Origin of the sequence: Chryseobacterium culicis, from assembly GCF_002979755.1 — a bacterium.
In the GTDB taxonomy this organism is placed as follows: domain Bacteria; phylum Bacteroidota; class Bacteroidia; order Flavobacteriales; family Weeksellaceae; genus Chryseobacterium; species Chryseobacterium culicis_A.
Genome location: NZ_PCPP01000004.1, coordinates 20,122 through 37,221, shown reverse-complemented (window position 1 = coordinate 37,221; position 17,100 = coordinate 20,122). Strand labels below are relative to the sequence as shown.

The window sequence follows — 17,100 nt, the reverse complement described above, 5'->3', positions numbered from 1 at the left end:
AATGGGTCTTCATAAAATCATCATACAAAAGAGTGAGAATAACCATATTCAATATTAATCTCAATTTTACTGATCTCAATTTTAAGATTGATGAAAAATGTAACAAACTCTTTTATAAAATCATTAATAGTAATCATCACATTCTCATCAGTATATAGACTTCCGTTTATTTGATTATCAGAACCGCCTCCACCCCAATACACCAAACGCTCTTCAAGAAAAACAATAAATTTTTCGATAATAAAAGTATCCGACAGATTTTCATGAATCAGAATTTTAAACTGAAATATATCCTTCATTATTATTTTGCTGTAGTATGTAAAGTTGAAATATCAAAAGGAAGCTTAATAGATCTGATATCCGTTTTTTTTATTTTCTTAAAAATAATATCAGAGCCAATGAATAATGATTCTGCCTTCAATAAAAAAACATGATCATTTTTATTATTCTTTTCAAAAATCAAATTGATAACATTCCAATCACTTGTAGTAAGTTTCTTTTTCTCTATTACATCCCGAATTTGCTGAGATGATATTTCATCTATTTTTACACAGTAATATGTTTTCTCTCCATTATTAACATCTTTTTGAATGCAATTAAAAACATATACATCATTTTCAAATAAAGTAACTGAAGTTATAATATCATCGTACCAGTCTAGTATATGTAATTGAGTAATGATCACTTTGTATTTTATTTTTTACTAACATTAATGTTGAGCAGAATTGATTTTAATGGTTTTAAAGATTTTTAAAAACAGTTCTTTATTTTCTTCACTCAAATCATTCACAATAATTGCCATTTTATTTTTGTAAATATCTACGCTGTCAAAATGGATTCCGATAAGTCCTTTATTTGCTTTTTTCGGCATCATAATTTGTGCTCTGCATTTATTGATTGTATCGTAGTAATAATAATTAACATTAAAAATACCATTTTTACTATCTCTTTCAGTATTTTTTGAGAAATAAGCTTTTAACTCTCTGTTTTTATATTTTTCATATAATTCTTTATCATCAGTAATGAAAAAAGAATCTTCCTCAAAGGGCTTATAATCACCATAATAAATATATCCGACACGCTTATTCCGGGCGTTGATACTAAATACCTGAGAATCTTCAGCAAGTTCTTTTTTCACAACAAATGATTGGGGTAAACTTAAGGATATATTGGAAATTCTATGGGTTACAAATTTTTCATTCTTACAACAAGATGATAACATGATCAAAAAACAATTGAGTAGAATAAAAACATATCCGGTTTTTAGATTTACATTTTTAGATTTCATTGTATAAATTCCTTTTTTATCAGTTCCATTTCATTCATTAGATCTGCTTTATATAAGTCGATAAGAACATTTTGAACTGAGGGAAAGTTGTGAGATTTTGCATCAAAATAATAAGCAACTTTTTCAAGAAATGTATCTTCATGTTCTTCTAAGTATTGTTCAACTTTACCAGCAAGTTCATCATCCATATAATTTTCCGGAGATTTGACATAAAACCCCAAATTAATGGAATCATTTTGAAAAGCCTTTTCCAATACGGGGATATAAATTTGATAAAATTCTTCTTTTTTCATTTCCAGTTATCTTAAAAACGAACTCCCATAAACAAACGGTTCAGGTCTTAAAAATGAAATAAAGGAGAAAAAAAATGAAAATTTTTTCATCATTTTTAAAACAAGATAAGTCAATGGTTATTAGCCGGGTAAAGGTAACAAAAAAGTTTTCACGAAAAATTAATTTAAAATTATTCTTCATTTTATTTTTTTATTTGAAAAAGTATTGTACCTTTGCAACCGCAAAAACGAAGTAAATATCGTTACTGATGACACCCTCGGGGCGTAGCGTAGTCCGGTCATCGCGCCTGGTTTGGGACCAGGAGGTCGCAGGTTCGAATCCTGCCGCCCCGACTGTTTTAGTAGTTTTCTCAAAATTACTTAATGGGTGCGTAGCTCAGCTGGATAGAGCATCTGCCTTCTAAGCAGACGGTCAAAGGTTCGAATCCTTTCGCGCTCACTTAAAGACTTACTGGAAACAGTGAGTCTTTTTTGTTTTTACCCTTATTCAAAAATATTATTATAGCTCACGAAATAGAGCATCCCGATTTAAATCGGGACGGCAAAGGTTCGAATCCTTTCGCGCTCACTTAAAGACTTACTGGAAACAGTGAGTCTTTTTTGTTTTTACCCTTATTCAAAAATATGATTATAGCTCACGAAATAGAGCATCCCGATTTAAATCGGGACGGCAAAGGTTCGAATCCTTTCGCGCTCACTTAAAGACTTACTGGAAACAGTGAGTCTTTTTTGTTTTTACCCTTATTCAAAAATATTATTATAGCTCACGAAATAGAGCATCCCGATTTAAATCGGGACGGCAAAGGTTCGAATCCTTTCGCGCTCACTTAAAGACTTACTGGAAACAGTGAGTCTTTTTTGTTTTTACCCTTATTCAAAAATATGATTATAGCTCACGAAATAGAGCATCCCGATTTAAATCGGGACGGCAAAGGTTCGAATCCTTTCGCACTCACTTAAAGACTTACTGGAAACAGTGAGTCTTTTTTATTAAACGCAAAGTTTATTTTTTACATTACCTTATTTTAAGATTTTTCTAAGCGGCATTAAAAAATAAAAACCTACCAACAATTTGACAAAATTTGTTTTTTTGTCAAAAATATTTTATTTTTGTACTCATATTTCAGACAATTTTCAGACAATGTCATCTCACACAGAACAAGATCAGCTTTCCCAACAAATCCTGGATACCGCTTCAGGGCTGTATTTGAAGTATGGTTTAAAGAAGGTGACAATGGATGACATTTCAAAAGCAGTGGGTAAAAGCAGAACCTCAATTTATTACTATTATAAAAATCGCGAGGAAGTGTTCCAGGCAGTTCTGGAAAACCTGATCAAAGAAGTGATTTCTGAGATTGATTCCAAGATGAAGAAGAAAAGAACTTTCGAAGGAAAGATTCAGGAGTTTTGTCTTGCTAAAGTGAAGACCTCAGAAGAAAGATCTTCATTTTTCAGAGCTATTGAAGCAGGAATGGATCATGAAGAGAAATCAAAACATATTACCGATGCCCACAACCGAATGATGGAAGCGGAAAGAAATCTTCTGCTCAATTTATTTTCAACAGGCATTACCAAAGGTTCAATTCCGGAAGTGGCCATTGAAGAGCAGGAAACCATAATCTTCATTCTACAGAGCAGTATCAGAGGAATAAGGCGTGAAATGAGCTTAAAAAACAATTTTGAAAGCTTAAACAATACCGTGAACACATTGACTTCTATGGTTATTAAGCACATCAGTTAAAATTTTTTATCCAAATTTTGACACTTTTACATTATTTGTCAAATAGTCTATTTCAAAAAAAATGAACAAACTAAGTAATATCAGTACATTCCGGGCTTTCAAAAGCACCAATTATACTTTGTATTTTTTCGGGCGTTCTGTCTCACAATTTGGGACATGGATGCAGCGTACAGCCGTGGTATGGGTGGTATACAGCATGACGCAGTCTGCTTTTATGCTGGGGCTCACCATTTTTGCAGAACAATTCCCTTCATTTTTATTTTCAGCTTTTGGTGGTGTGGCTGCAGACCGGTACAATCGCTATAAAATTATACAGATCACTCAAATTTTATCATTAATTCAGGCATCTTTACTGGCATTCCTGGTAATGACCGGACATCAGAATATTTGGAGCTTCATTGTACTTAGTGTTTTCCTCGGAATTATCAACGCCTATGATATTCCGGCACGGCAGGCTATGATCAATGAAGTGGTAACAGATGATGAAGATCTTCCCAGTGCCCTTTCTCTAAGTGCAGCCATGGCAAGTATTGCAAAACTGGCAGGTCCTGCCCTATCCGGAATTATCCTTCAAAAGTTTGGAGCCGGAACCTGTTTTCTCATTAATGCAGCCAGCTTTGCCGCAGTAATGCTTTCCATTTCGCTGATGAAAATAAAGATCATTCCTAAAAAAACGACTAAAAAAGGAACTTTCACAGAACTGGCAGAGGGTTTCAGATACCTGAAAAAAGAACCTTCTATCAGTCTGGTCATCATTATGCTGAGTATTACAGGCCTGTTGATCTTACCCTACGATACTTTGATTCCTGTTTATGCAAAGGAAATTTTTAAAGGGGATGCTAAAACATTCGGTTATATTTCAAGCTTCATTGGGATTGGGGCGGTACTCGGAACTGTATTTCTGGCTTCACTGAAGAAAGGAGCCTCTATGAGAAACATTCTGATTCTGAGTACAGCTATTCTGAGTATTGGGCTGATATGTTTTTCTTATGCCACCAATTTCTACTGGTCCATGTTCTTTGCAGCATTAACGGGATTGGGAGGTGTGGCACAATTTACCACATGCAACATTATTGTGCAGTCTGAAGTGATTCCTGAAATGCGGTCAAGAGCAATAAGCATCTTATTGACTGCTATATTTGGGATGCTGCCTTTGGGAAGTGTACTTATTGGATTTATCTCCGAGAAAATAGGAGCTCCCAAAACTTTATTACTGGAAGGGATTTCAGGAATTTTAATTGTGATTGTCTTTAGACGTTTATTATTTAAGAAAAATAAGACTGAAGCTGTCAATCCCCAGCTATTGGAAGAATCAGAGGAACAATTTATCAATAAAGTATAATTAAAATGGAAAAAACAAAAACAGCATTGTTGGTGATGGACATGCAATCGTCAATAGTAAGCAGTTTAAGTGATCCTGAACAGGTGGTCTCCAACGTTAAAAAGGTTATTAAAGCTGCAAAACACCGCCAAATTCCGGTTATTTATGTTGTCATCGGGTTCAGACAAGGAATGCCGGAAATAAGCGCTCATAACAAAGTATTTTCAGGTCTTCAACAACATATGGCGAATGTCAATATGAAAGAATGGATGGCCATTCATCCTGAACTTAGTCCTGAAGAGGAGGATGTCGTTATTACCAAAAGAAGATTCAGTGCTTTTACAGGAAGTGATCTTGAAGTCGTTCTCCGCGGACTGGATGTTAGACATTTGTTACTGACAGGAGTTTCTACCAGCGGGGTTGTTTTATCTACGCTAAGAGAGGCTGCTGATAAAGATTACGACCTTACCGTGATTGAAGACTGTTGTAAAGACGGAGATGAAGAAGTATATGACGTATTGATGAGAAAGGTTTTTCCTAGGCAGGCAGAGGTTATTAAGGTCAACGACTGGATCGTACAGCAAAACAAAAATTAACAAAAGCAGAAAACAATTTCCCTCTTCCCTATCCGTTTCATTGGATGAAAATTCCGTTTCACTGATCTATTTCGCTGAATCAGTTTATCTTTTACGTCAATGGATGAGAAGACGCCCTACTTTTACATGGTAAACGCTGCCGAAAGGTCACTTAGTTAGTTTAATTAGTAGTAAGGAACATTGATTAAGGATCAATAAAAATCTTTTTGTGCTTTAATTCCTTATAGCCATTGATGGCTAAACTATACACTTAATCATGTTTGGGTAGGATTGGTTTTTCCAGTCCTATTTTTTTATGTTTAAATGATTTTTTGAATCTGTTTTTTCCCACATATTGCACGGATTTTCACAGATGTTTGCGGATAATATGGATTTATTTTGATTTTTATTTAAAATCGGAATTCTTCAATGGATAAATCGTTAAGTAAGATTTTTGTACAAACTTCGTGTTTTCTTGCTGCTCCCTGAACACGCCAGATAATGGTGTATTTTTCTCCGCTTTTTACCTGTTTTCCTCTGATCGATTTCAGTCCATGTTCATTGAAGATAGACTCATATTTCTCCACCACTCCATCTTCATAGGGAATTGTAATCTGATAGGTATAACGCACACTTATTCTGTCAATAATATCCTGAACATATTTGAACATAATAAGCAACAGAAAAACAACTACAGAACCTATAATTGCTTCCTGATAATATCCGGCTCCTATTGTCATACCCAGAGAAGCACAAATCCATATGGTAACCGCAGTTGTAAGACCAGAAACCCTGTTTTCTTCTTTAAAAATAACTCCAGCTCCAACGAATCCTATTCCTGTGATAATATTGGCGGCAATACGGTCAGGACTTCCAGGGCCGCCCAAACTCATGGATAGCATGGTAAAAATACAGGCTCCCAGTGTCACCAGAATCATGGTTCTTAATCCGGCTGACTTTAACTGGTATTCTCTTTCAATTCCAATGATACCGCCTACAAAAACTGAAAATAGAATGGGAAGTAAATCTTCAAGTATGTCCATTTGCTTTTTTATCTTCTAAATGTATTCGATTTTTTTCAACTGTAAAAGAGTCTTCTCATCTTTATAAAAAAAACCGCTGTGGATACAACGGTTTAATTTATTGGAAATACATACTATTATTTCAGTTTATAGGAACTTCCGTTCCAAAGATAAGTTTTGGAAGAGCTTTTCTTTTTCTCTCTGTCTTTTTCATCCACTTCCATATCTTCCACTTTTAGGATAAATGCGTTGGAAATTCCTCCTTTATCATTCGGAAAAACATATTCTTCGCTGTGATAAAAAGCTCCTGCATCCCCTACGTTCATTAATTGTGGAAGTGTAATCAGTTTTTTATCTTTAAAAAGAACATACTGATCATAGCTTGCAATTCCGCAGGCTTCTCCGGAAACCATTGCCTTAAGAGTGAATTCTACATTTTGAAGCTTGTGACTGCTTTCAACATTGAAAGATGCTGAACTCAATTCTTCTCCTCTTCCTGTATCAAAATACACCTCATCAATAAGTGTATTTCCTTCCATTACTTTTATTCCGGCAATATTCTGTTTTTGGATCTCATTGTATTCTTTATTCTTTCTGTCTATCGTTTTGGAAAGCCCAAAAAGGAAATCATAGCCGTTTTTGTTACGATATCCTACAGAAAGATTACCTCCCCAGATATATCCTTCCAATGTATTTTCTCCCTTCTGATAAGAGATTTTATACCAATTAGCGGCTCTTTCGCCCAGTTTTAAAACGCCATCTTCTTTTTTAAGAATCATGATCTGCTGATTAGTATACAATGAGTCTATTATCTGAGCATTCACTCCAGGATCCAATCTCACACGGGTACGGTCTGTAAAGATCTTCTGGGTTTTATTTTCTTCAAAACCAAAGACACCATCTGCATATACTTCATTTTCCTGAGCAGTAAAAAACTGCAGCATCAGTAAGAATAAAGCTGTCCATAAAGTTTTCATATTCGTATTTTGTTTTTTGTGTGTTATTTTTCAAGCAGAAGACTTACCCATTCTTCACGCTGTAGCTTCTTTTTAAGTTCAAGGCCGCTTTCTTTGCATACTTCCAGAATATCATCCACATCAAAGAAACATAACCCTGAAAGCAATAGTTTTCCTCCGTTATTCAATACTGAAACATAAGTTGGAATATCTGAAATAAGGATATTTCTGTTGATATTGGCCAGAATAATATCATAGTTCTCTTTTCCTAAGTTTTCAGCCGTTCCCTGTTCAATATCCAATTCTACATTGTTTCTTACAGAATTTTCTTTTGAATTTTCCACGGACCATTCATCAATATCGATGGCTTTTGTATCGCCTGCTCCCTGCTGTTTTGCATAAATAGCCAATACAGAAGTTCCGCATCCCATATCCAATACTTTTTTACCATTGAAATCAATATCCATCATTTGCTGGATCATCAAATGGGTGGTAGGATGATGCCCTGTTCCAAAAGACATTTTAGGCTGAATGATAATTTCATGCATTCCTGGTACAGATTCATGGAACTCAGCTCTGATCAATACCTTATCATCAATATTGATGGGAGAAAAATTCTTTTCCCATTCTTCATTCCAGTTGATATTCGGCATTTCTTCGAAAGAATATTCAATTTTTACATTTTCGTTTTCAAAGATCGGAAGTGCTTTCAACTGCTCTTCCTGAAACAATTCTGTCTGAATATATCCTAAAATTCCGTCAATTTCTTCTGTAAAGCTGTCGAAACCTATTTCTATAAGTTCCGCCATTAATATCTCATTCCAAGGTTGTAATGGAGAAATTTTGAAATTGAATTCTAAATAATTTTGCATGTGACTAATTTGCTGCAAAAATACTAATGTTATTACGGTTAAAAAAATGAAGTTGTGATTTTTGGCTGAAACCGGGGATTTTTATTTTTTTTAAAGGGATGAAAGCCAGTTTTATTGAATGAATAAGATAGGAAAGTTTTATTTGTGGAATTTTTATCCCACAGATTGCACGGATTACGCAGATTATTACCATCATATATTCAATAGGGACGGGCTTTAGCCCGTCTTCAAAATCAAGACAAATTCCATTGGCTTTAGCCAAAACTTATTATAAAAGACATGGAAATAAATTCCCAGATTTTTTGAAATGCAAGAAATTCCAGTTTTTGGCTAAAGCCTAAATGGAAACGTAAAAAAGAAAGCGGGCTAAAGCCCGCTTCTATTAATGAATATGATACGGAAAGTTTAAGTTATGATTTTTTATCCCACGGATTGCACAGATGACACAGATTTTTGAAATGCTAAAAAATTATAAGTTTTGACTAAAGTCATTAGAGCTTATGAAAAGAAAAAGCGGGCTAAAGCCCGCTCCTATTGAATTTCATTGTTCATGGAAGATTAACAGTTCTTTGCTGACAACTGTAAACTTTAAATCTTGAACTTTAAATTTTAAACCTTATTATGGATTGGTAGAGAAGATTGAACCGTTTGCGATCAGCGCTCTTCTGTTCATTTTCAGGATATCTCTTACCCATTCTGCAAAGTCTTCCGGTTGTAATACTTTATCAGGATTTCCATCGGTAAGTCCACCCTGGATGCTCATATCCGAAGCAATGGTACTTGGAGTAAGCGTAATCACACGGATATTTTGTTTTCTCCATTCTGCCATCATAGATTGAGAAAGAGATACTACGGCTGCTTTTGAAGCTGCATAGGCTGACATATTTGGACCACCTTTAAGTCCTGCTGTGGAAGCTACGTTTACAATATCACCTTCCCCTTTAGCTTTCATAAATGGATGCGCTGCTTTGGCTGCATAGTATACCCCAAACAGATTGGTTTTAATCACCTGCTCCCATGTTTCAGAAGGCATTTCTTCGATACTTCCGAAGTCTCCGATTCCAGCATTATTGATCAGAATATCAATACCTCCCAATTGTTCTGCCAAAGATTCTATTCCCGCTTTTACCTGAATTTCATTGTCTACAGAAAAAACTGCATAGGCCGAGTTTACGCCCAGTCTTTTGATTTCTTCAACTGTCATTTTAAGGTTTTCCTCATTTCTTCCTGTAATGGCAACGTTTACTCCTTCATTGGCCAAAGCTAATGCTACAGCTTTCCCTAATCCTCTTCCACCACCTGTTACGATGGCATTTTTTCCGTTTATATTCATAGTAGTAATACTTTTCTTTATACAAAGTTACGAAAGAACATTTTTACGAAGCGGTGAAAATACAGATTTAACTTATATTTTATTCAACCAAAAAAGTCACAAAAGATGATTAACATTGAGAATATTTAAAAGTTATAATCCTCCTGTATAAAAGTTCACATAAGATGAAAACGTAGATTTTTTATACAACTTAAATGTACTTCTTATCCCCCAAATTATAGGTAAAAAAACTTTTGTGACTTTTGTGGTTAATCTAAGCCTCTAATAAAATTAAAACCGGCTCATAAGAACCGGTTTCAAAATCTAAAAAAAGTATAGTAAAAAAAATAAAAAGCTTAAGGAATCTGAATTGAATTCTGCACTTCAAACTCTTCTGAAGATGAGAATTCATTTCCGTACATGTCAACAGCCCTTACCTCAACTTTATGTTTTCCTAATGATAATTTTTTAGGAAAGTCTGCTTCCCAGATATGTTTTGACATTTCAGGATTGGAAGGTCTTCTTCCCGGAAGAATATTCTCTGTAGAATCCCATTTGAAAACAGAAAGGGCAAAATTCGGGTCTATGGTTTCATCATACTCCATTTCTTCCCATTTACCACCATCGATTCTGTATTCTACTTTGTCTTTTTTGCTTCCCATGAAGAAATTAGCCAATACTTTTGCTGACGTTCTTGAAGAAGGAATCACTTTTGGGATATATAATTTAATTTGATAGTCTTCCGGTTTTCCGGCTGTTTTGTATTTTACTTTATATTGATTGTCTGTAAAGCTGATGAATGAATATCCTTTGGCCGTTCCGTCTCTCATCGTTGAAGTAGGAAGTCCGGCATCATCCGGTGTTCCTGAATACCAGTCGCCACAAGTGGTTCCTACGTTATATTCGTGTAATTCTTTAATACCGTTCCAGCCTGCTTTTTTACCATAGAAAATCTGTTGTTGGATATGAGTATGTGCGGACAAAAGCAATACATTCTGGAAAGGGTTCAGGAAATCAAATAATTTCTGACGGTCCACATTTCTGAAGCTATCCTCATTTTTATGTTCCAATGGAATATGGAAAGATATAACGATCAGTTTATTTTTATCAACCAGCTTCAGGTCGTTTTCTATAAACTGGAGCTGATCTTCACGGAAACCTCCCCAATATCCTTTACCATCTCTCGGATCCGGATAAAGAATATCATCCAGAATGATGAAGTGTACATTGCCGTAATTGAAGGAATAATTGGCAGGACCAAAATTAGACTCGAAGGTTTCATCGGAAAGGTTATCTTCCTTCGCATCATAGTTCATGTCATGATTTCCCATCACATTGTACCAAGGCAGTCCCACTTCTTTCATCACTTCTGCATAAGGCTTCTGAAGGCTTAGATTGTCTCCTACCAAATCTCCCAGACTGATTCCCAACACAGCATTTTTCTTGGTGTTCTTCACTTCATTTACAATTCCTCTTTTGAAGTAATCCAGTTCTTTCTCTGTGTAAGGCTGTGGATCACCGAAAACAAGGATATCAAAATTTTTGTTTTCATTTTGTTTATAAAGTGGAAAGTTCAATTCTTTGGGAAGATCTCCTGTAGGAGCAACGCCTTTGTATTTAAAATCCGCCGGAGAACCTTTGGGTTTATGATGGTAATAAAACTGAGGTAAGTTATTTGCATTCAAAGCGGTTTGATATCCTGAAGGCTTGATCACAAAAATAGTCTGATCTTCCTGAACCGGCAGGCTGTATCGTCCGTTTCTATCAGTAAGAACTACCTGAACACCATTGGAAACAGCTACTCCTTCAATTCCTTTTTCGCGGTTTTCTTTTTTTTGATTTTTATTACTGTCTTCGTATACATATCCGGAAACAGAAGCTTGTGAGAATGCCATTGCTGAAACCAATACACAAGGCATTAAAAATTTTATATTGATACTCATAATTTTTAAATCTTTAAATTATTTTTTAATTTTTCAATTAAGGATATTATTTATTCCACCACATTTTTACGTTGATATTGTCTCCTCCCATGGATTGTACGGCGGCATTATAATTATCCGTATTCATCACTTTTGTAGCGGTAGGATACATGAATCTCACAGGCATCTGCCCTCCGTTCTGAAGACCTCCGTTATTAGGCAGTACAGGCAGTTTTGTACGTCTGAATTCATACCATTGCTGATGGTCTACAAAAAACAGGGAAATGTATTTCTGAAGCATAATTTTTTCCAGAGAGCCGTCATAAGCCACTTTGGTATTACTGAAATAATTGGCAGGAACTGTTGCTCCCCATTGTTCAATAATTGATTTTACCCCGGTTTCGTAGTAGGTCTGCTGGTTTCCTGCGATGATTCCTTTGTTAACCAATTCTGCCAGAATAAACTGAACTTCAGAATAGGTCATAATTAATATTTTTAAAGGTGCTTTTGCAAGGTTTTGGTTAAGGTTAGAAGGCTGATAGTTGAAAGATGTTCCCAGAGCATATCCTGATGGAGCTCCTTTATAGCCAAGATCTTCTCCCGATGTGGCCTTTGCTTTCGTAAAAAACAGACTCATCCTGGGATCATTATTATCTTTCATCGCATTTACAAAAAACTCGCCTGCTGCCCTGTAAGCGGTAAAATCCTGTGGACGAGCTATTGGAGGTAAGTATGGAGATATTCCGGAAAGTGGCAGTACTGCACTGTCTGTATTATTTTGGAAAACAGGATATTGAGTAGGATTATTCACAATTTCCTGGATTCTTTCATATACATTTACTTCTCCGTTTCTGCTTAGAATTCTGGTCAGTAATCTTAATGAAAGGGAGTTACAGAATTTCTTCCATCCTAAGATACCGGTCTGGCTGTTGGTATTGGTATTATAAAACAAATCTGTTTCCGTTAATGCCTGGTTGGTATTGAATAGAGAATTGGCTGTTTTCAGATCGTTTAACAGCTGGATGTAGACCTCTTTCTGCTTATCATATTTTGGTTTTAAAATATTTTCTTCAACTCTCACGGCTTCAGATAAAGGTATATCACCGAAAGCATCAGTAAGATTGGAGGCAATCCATGCATTTAAAACCATTGAAATAGCCAGGTAATTATTATTCTGTTCTTTGGCCGCATATTTTTTCAGGTCACTTACCTGCTTAAGCCATCTGTAAGAAGTATTCCAGTAGCCGTTACCACTTTTTTCGTCCATATAATATCTGCTGTAGGAATTTCCTTCATTGGGAAAATCTAAAGCGATCTGCATCATATCAAAAGTGAAATCGTCGGCTCTGTTATAGCCATAACTTCCCATTTCATACTGGATAGGAGCAAGAAGACTTCCTACTGACGGATCTTTGATCTTGCTGGTATCTGTATTCATTTCCTCGAAAGTTCTGTCGCAGGACTGAAGCATGAAAACAGAAGCTGCCAATGTCAGATGTATGATTATTTTTTTCATTTTTAAAATTTTAGAATTTAAGATTTAACTGAAAACCGACTGTTCTTGCTGTTGGAAGCTGCCCCATTTCCACTCCCGGAGTAATGGTTGCATTATCCAGCGTAGCGACTTCAGGATCAAAAAGCGGGAACTTTGTCCACATCCACAGGTTCTTTCCAAAAATGGCAATCGTAAGATCATCCAGACCTATGGATTTTATGGTTTCTTTCGGGAAAGAATAGGCAATTCTTGCATCTCTCAGCTTAATAAAATCTGTACTGAAACTGTTGGTTTCCACATTGGCTCTTCTATAATAATCTCCGTAATAAGAGGATACCAATACTCCTTTTATATTGGGGCTGAAAGATCCATCAGCATTCTGAACAACACCGTCTCCCACAATCATTCCACCAGGATTGTCTCTTCCCGGAAGTGTGGATTTCAGCTTACCTTGCTCAGACATTTTGTGATGTGATTGTGAATAAGCAATACCACCATATTGTCCATCAAATGAAAAACTGATGGTAAAGTTTTTAATTCTGAAATCATTCTGAAGACCAGCTCTCCATTTCGGGAAGGCATTTCCTACTTTTTCAATATCTGCAGGTCTGGCGGGAAGTCCGTTATCTCCATAAATTACTTTTCCGTCCGGAGTTCTTAATAATTTAAATCCATACATGTCACCCAAAGAACCTCCTACTTCCATTTTATAGAATACCACATCTCCAACGTTGGAAACAATTCCATCGAATCCTTCAGGTAAGGTCATTACTCTGTTTTCGTTGGTAGACCAGTTTCCCCCTACTTTCCAGGAAAAGTCTTTGCCTTTTACCGCTAAGATATCGGCTGAAAGTTCAAGACCTCTGTTTCGGATTTTCCCTGCATTGATTATCCTTTTGGAATATCCACTTTCGCTAGGCAGCGATACCGGGACAATCTGGTTTTCACTAACATTCTGGTAAGCGGTAAGGTTAAGATTCAATCTGTTTTTGAAAAGGCTGAAATCCATACCGGTTTCTATATTGGTATTTTTTTCAGGTTTAAGGGAAGGATTGTTGAACGTAGTTGGTGCTATCACACTTCCGGTGATATTACTTGCTGTATAGTAGTTATCCAAAAGATAAGGATCACTGTCTATTCCTACTTTCGCCCATGAAGCTCTCAGTTTCCATAAGTTCAGGTTATTACTTTTCAGATTAAAAATATCTGAAAGAATGAAACTGGTACTCACTGAAGGATAAAAGAAAGATCTGTTCTGCTTTGGAAGAGTGGAACTCCAATCATTTCTTCCAGTGACATCTACAAATACTTTATTATCATATCCCAATGTCAGCAATCCGTAAACACTGTCTACATGTTTATCTCTTGGAGCGGGATATTTAACAGGAATGGAAAGCGCGTTGGTAAGGCTGTATTCTCCAGCAGTTTTCAATCCTATTGCCTGAAAATCGGTCATCAGGTATTCATTATAACGGATACTTCCTCCTGCTGATGCTGAAATGCTTAATTTATTCCAATCTGCTTTGTAAGAGAATAAAAGGTCATTATTATATTCCTGATTTTTGATAAACTGTTCTCTGTAAAAACCTTTCAGGTAATTGGCAGAACTCCACGGTCTTTTGGTGGTTCTTTTTTCATTCAGAATTTCAATCCCTGACCTCAGCATCAAACTGAAATTTTTATTAAACTGATAATCTGCGGTGATATTACCTGTGATGGTTTTCTTTCTTACGCCATTCAGCATTTCGTAAGCAATCATGTAAGGATTATCAATATATGAACTGAACGGGTGGATTTGATCAACCTGCTCCTGTCCGGGTTTCCAGATCGGTTTATACCATTCAAGATCTACATTGGGATTTTGGAAAATCATGAAATACGAGATCGACTGGTTGTTGTATCCCGTCGCAGGAAGATTGTCACTGGAAGTAGTGTTATAGGCAAATTTTGTAGAAATTTTTAATTTTTGGGTAAGCTGATGGGCAAATGACAGAGCAAAATTGAATCTGTCAAAGCCTGTATTCGGCATCATCCACTCGTTATTAAGGTAGGTAAGTGAAGATCTGAAACTTGTTTTCTCGTTAGAGCTTTCTACGGAAATGCTGTTGGAATAGGTAGAACCTGTTCTCCAGAAACCTTTGATGTTGTTTTCATAAGGTCTCCACAATTGTCTTTCTTTGCTTTGTCCCAGTACATTAGGATCATATTGGAAGTAATACTGTCCGGCAAATTTAGGTCCGAAAGCACTACTGGTTCCTCCTGTACTTGGTCCATCAGGAGAAAGACCATAAGAGTAGTAAAAATTACCATTATTGGTTGCCAGAGTTCCCTGTCCATATTCATACTGCCAGTCCGGCCACTTTAATACGGAATCAAAGCTGGAGGAAGAATTGAAGGCTACTCTCAGTTTTCCGTTCTTTGTTTTTCCGGATTTTGTGGTAATCATTAATGCTCCGTTGGCAGCACGTGATCCGTATAATGCGGCAGCAGAAGCACCTTTTAAAACTGTTACAGATTCAATATCATCCGGATTGATGCTGTTCAGTCCATTTCCAAGATCAATCGGAACATCACCTCCGGAACCCGCTCCATATGCTGCCGTACCGGAACCTGTAGTAGAATTTCCCAATGGAACACCATCCACCACGATTAGCGCGTAGTTATGATCCATCATAATGGATTTTTCACCTCTCAACGTAATTCTGGAAGTCCCCAGCGGTCCTGCACCTGCAGTCTGAATTTTAAGACCTGCCACTTTTCCTTCCATGGATTGTGCCCAGTTGTTGTTCTGGGTTTCTTCAAATGTTTTGGCATCTACTTTTTCCGCAACATATCCTAAAGCTCTGTCATGCCTTTTAATCCCCAAAGCAGTAACCACTATCTCATCAAGACCTTTAACGGTATCTTTTTTTACTTTCTGCTGAGCTGCCAGGTTGACACTGATACATCCTAACAGCGACAAAACCAGCAGTTTTTGTGTCTCTTTACGCATTTCTTTTTGTTTGCGCAAAATTAAAACGACATTACAAGGATAGCCTTAACACAATTTTAACGTTTCTTAAAAAATAATTAAACCATATATTAATCCAGCCTTAATAACATTACACAAATAACTAATTATCAATAAATTAATCAATTAATCATTTTTAATACCTGTCTCCAGTGGTATTTATGTATCTTTATTGTCTTTACTTGAGATAATACCACAAAATAAACATAATCAACTGATTTACAATAAAATAAATATCACCTTAGTGATACTCTTTATTTTACGATCCCTAAAAAGAAGAGCTTAGCCCGTAAAAAGAAACAGTCTGCCCCTTAAAAGAGGCAGACTGTGTAAATTATTGGTTATCTGTTGAGATGATTAAAAAATTTCGTTAAACCACCCCGTCAAAAATTCTTTGAATTTTTGCCACCCCTCCGGAGGAGGGGAATGTTTCTTCCTTCGGTTGTACTCTTTGTGAGAAATTTCCAACGGTTATTTATTCTTTAACTGATCAGGAATATTGGTGGTTACAAATCCGATTCCCTGTTTTTTTAATTCATCATACACAGCCACATCGTTCACTGTCCAGGCATTCGTGATTAATCCTAATCCTTTTGCTTCAGCAATCCATGTAGGGTTTTTCTGGAAAACGCTGTAGTGATAATCCATCCCATCCAATCCTTCTTTTTTGATCTGCTCAGGAGACAGTTCCCCGTTGAGGTACTGAACTTTAAATGATGGAGCTAATTTTTTGATCTCTTTACAGATATTAAGGCTGAATGAAATAAACTCACTCTGAGATTCCAGCTTCATATCTTTGATCATTTTGATTGTTTTCTGCGTAATCTCATTTTCAATTTCAGGAGTCTTAGCTGGTTTGATTTCAACGATAAGCTTCAGAGATTTGTCTTTTTTTCCTTGTTTTAAATAATCTTTTAAAGTAGGAAAGTTTTCTCCGTTGGATAATTTCAATGCTTCCAATTCTTTGAAGTTCATTTCTGAAATTTCCATTTTACCGTGGTGTTCATCATGGTTGATAACCAATACACCATCTTTTGTCATTCTTACATCAAATTCAGACCCATATACTTTCAATTTCTGAGCATTCTCCAATGATTGAAGTGAGTTCTCCGTTGTAGGAGGTTGAGCCTGGAAATATCCTCTATGGGCAATAATCTGGGTTTGTGCTTTCATCATAACTGTACTTAAAACTGCTAACCCTAAGATAAAATTTTTCATAATATAATTTAAATTATTAAAAATAAAGTTGTGAAACTTCCTGATAAAGGTAGTTATTAATAAATAAAAACCACA

General features: G+C 36.0%; 15 protein-coding genes and 2 tRNA genes. 5 read left to right on the top strand and 12 right to left on the bottom strand.

Annotated features, from left to right (window positions below):
* Window positions 1-20 precede the first annotated feature (20 nt).
* The 4 genes from CQ022_RS18445 to CQ022_RS18430 form a co-directional block, all read right to left on the bottom strand.
* Window positions 21-299 (bottom strand): hypothetical protein, encoded by a 279-nt coding sequence (locus CQ022_RS18445; RefSeq protein ID WP_105683776.1) that lies wholly within the window; start codon window positions 297-299, stop codon window positions 21-23.
* A gap of 2 nt (window positions 300-301) precedes the next feature.
* Window positions 302-685: a hypothetical protein gene (locus tag CQ022_RS18440; protein WP_105683775.1), complete on the bottom strand. Its 384-nt coding sequence runs from the start codon at window positions 683-685 to the stop codon at window positions 302-304.
* A 24-nt stretch (window positions 686-709) separates the two neighbouring features.
* Window positions 710-1,138, bottom strand: a complete 429-nt coding sequence (locus CQ022_RS18435; RefSeq protein ID WP_105720533.1) for a hypothetical protein — start codon at window positions 1,136-1,138, stop codon at window positions 710-712.
* A gap of 146 nt (window positions 1,139-1,284) precedes the next feature.
* Window positions 1,285-1,581, bottom strand: a complete 297-nt coding sequence (locus CQ022_RS18430) for a hypothetical protein (RefSeq protein WP_105683773.1) — start codon at window positions 1,579-1,581, stop codon at window positions 1,285-1,287.
* 258 nt (window positions 1,582-1,839) lie between these two features.
* On the opposite strand from CQ022_RS18430, the gene CQ022_RS18425 reads away from it, so the two are divergent.
* From CQ022_RS18425 to CQ022_RS18405, 5 genes are all read left to right on the top strand, one after another.
* A tRNA-Pro gene (locus tag CQ022_RS18425) sits at window positions 1,840-1,914 on the top strand.
* Between the two features lie 32 nt (window positions 1,915-1,946).
* A tRNA-Arg gene (locus CQ022_RS18420) sits at window positions 1,947-2,020 on the top strand.
* 702 nt (window positions 2,021-2,722) lie between these two features.
* On the top strand, window positions 2,723-3,322 hold the full coding sequence (locus tag CQ022_RS18415) for a TetR/AcrR family transcriptional regulator (protein ID WP_105683772.1): 600 nt from the start codon (window positions 2,723-2,725) through the stop codon (window positions 3,320-3,322).
* Between the two features lie 61 nt (window positions 3,323-3,383).
* Window positions 3,384-4,664: an MFS transporter gene (locus CQ022_RS18410; protein ID WP_105683771.1), complete on the top strand. Its 1,281-nt coding sequence runs from the start codon at window positions 3,384-3,386 to the stop codon at window positions 4,662-4,664.
* A 5-nt stretch (window positions 4,665-4,669) separates the two neighbouring features.
* Window positions 4,670-5,239 (top strand): cysteine hydrolase family protein, encoded by a 570-nt coding sequence (locus CQ022_RS18405; protein ID WP_105683770.1) that lies wholly within the window; start codon window positions 4,670-4,672, stop codon window positions 5,237-5,239.
* Between the two features lie 389 nt (window positions 5,240-5,628).
* Here the strand turns inward: CQ022_RS18405 and CQ022_RS18400 are convergent, their stop codons facing one another.
* The 8 genes from CQ022_RS18400 to CQ022_RS18360 form a co-directional block, all read right to left on the bottom strand.
* The gene (locus tag CQ022_RS18400; RefSeq protein WP_105683769.1) at window positions 5,629-6,261 is read right to left on the bottom strand and encodes an MgtC/SapB family protein; all 633 of its coding nucleotides are present in this window, start codon (window positions 6,259-6,261) and stop codon (window positions 5,629-5,631) included.
* 116 nt (window positions 6,262-6,377) lie between these two features.
* The gene (locus CQ022_RS18395) at window positions 6,378-7,217 is read right to left on the bottom strand and encodes an SH3 domain-containing protein (RefSeq protein WP_105683768.1); all 840 of its coding nucleotides are present in this window, start codon (window positions 7,215-7,217) and stop codon (window positions 6,378-6,380) included.
* A gap of 23 nt (window positions 7,218-7,240) precedes the next feature.
* Window positions 7,241-8,068: a 50S ribosomal protein L11 methyltransferase gene (gene prmA / locus CQ022_RS18390; RefSeq protein WP_105683767.1), complete on the bottom strand. Its 828-nt coding sequence runs from the start codon at window positions 8,066-8,068 to the stop codon at window positions 7,241-7,243.
* A 619-nt stretch (window positions 8,069-8,687) separates the two neighbouring features.
* Window positions 8,688-9,401: a 3-ketoacyl-ACP reductase gene (locus CQ022_RS18380; RefSeq protein WP_105683765.1), complete on the bottom strand. Its 714-nt coding sequence runs from the start codon at window positions 9,399-9,401 to the stop codon at window positions 8,688-8,690.
* A 335-nt stretch (window positions 9,402-9,736) separates the two neighbouring features.
* On the bottom strand, window positions 9,737-11,299 hold the full coding sequence (locus CQ022_RS18375) for a calcineurin-like phosphoesterase C-terminal domain-containing protein (RefSeq protein ID WP_105683764.1): 1,563 nt from the start codon (window positions 11,297-11,299) through the stop codon (window positions 9,737-9,739).
* A gap of 70 nt (window positions 11,300-11,369) precedes the next feature.
* Window positions 11,370-12,818, bottom strand: coding sequence for a SusD/RagB family nutrient-binding outer membrane lipoprotein (locus CQ022_RS18370; protein ID WP_105683763.1), 1,449 nt, complete (start codon window positions 12,816-12,818; stop codon window positions 11,370-11,372).
* A 10-nt stretch (window positions 12,819-12,828) separates the two neighbouring features.
* Window positions 12,829-15,789 carry a SusC/RagA family TonB-linked outer membrane protein gene (locus CQ022_RS18365; protein WP_105683762.1) on the bottom strand — a complete coding sequence of 987 codons (2,961 nt, stop codon included), beginning with the start codon at window positions 15,787-15,789 and terminating at the stop codon, window positions 12,829-12,831.
* Window positions 15,790-16,278: 489 nt separating this feature from the next.
* Complete coding sequence (locus CQ022_RS18360; RefSeq protein ID WP_105683761.1) at window positions 16,279-17,025, bottom strand: glycerophosphodiester phosphodiesterase family protein; 747 nt, start codon at window positions 17,023-17,025, stop codon at window positions 16,279-16,281.
* Between the last annotated feature and the right edge of the window lie 75 nt (window positions 17,026-17,100).

Bases quoted from the DNA above. Each gene is read 5' to 3' on its own strand.
- CQ022_RS18445 (WP_105683776.1), bottom strand. From the start codon at position 299: ATGAAGGATATATTTCAGTTTAAAATTCTGATTCATGAAAATCTGTCG.
- CQ022_RS18405 (WP_105683770.1), top strand. From the start codon at position 4,670: ATGGAAAAAACAAAAACAGCATTGTTGGTGATGGACATGCAATCGTCA.
- CQ022_RS18365 (WP_105683762.1), bottom strand. From the start codon at position 15,789: ATGCGTAAAGAGACACAAAAACTGCTGGTTTTGTCGCTGTTAGGATGT.
- CQ022_RS18375 (WP_105683764.1), bottom strand. From the start codon at position 11,299: ATGCCTTGTGTATTGGTTTCAGCAATGGCATTCTCACAAGCTTCTGTT.
- CQ022_RS18370 (WP_105683763.1), bottom strand. From the start codon at position 12,818: ATGAAAAAAATAATCATACATCTGACATTGGCAGCTTCTGTTTTCATG.
- CQ022_RS18410 (WP_105683771.1), top strand. From the start codon at position 3,384: ATGAACAAACTAAGTAATATCAGTACATTCCGGGCTTTCAAAAGCACC.
- CQ022_RS18360 (WP_105683761.1), bottom strand. From the start codon at position 17,025: ATGAAAAATTTTATCTTAGGGTTAGCAGTTTTAAGTACAGTTATGATG.
- CQ022_RS18400 (WP_105683769.1), bottom strand. From the start codon at position 6,261: ATGGACATACTTGAAGATTTACTTCCCATTCTATTTTCAGTTTTTGTA.
- prmA (WP_105683767.1), bottom strand. From the start codon at position 8,068: ATGCAAAATTATTTAGAATTCAATTTCAAAATTTCTCCATTACAACCT.
- CQ022_RS18415 (WP_105683772.1), top strand. From the start codon at position 2,723: ATGTCATCTCACACAGAACAAGATCAGCTTTCCCAACAAATCCTGGAT.
- CQ022_RS18380 (WP_105683765.1), bottom strand. From the start codon at position 9,401: ATGAATATAAACGGAAAAAATGCCATCGTAACAGGTGGTGGAAGAGGA.
- CQ022_RS18395 (WP_105683768.1), bottom strand. From the start codon at position 7,217: ATGAAAACTTTATGGACAGCTTTATTCTTACTGATGCTGCAGTTTTTT.
- CQ022_RS18430 (WP_105683773.1), bottom strand. From the start codon at position 1,581: ATGAAAAAAGAAGAATTTTATCAAATTTATATCCCCGTATTGGAAAAG.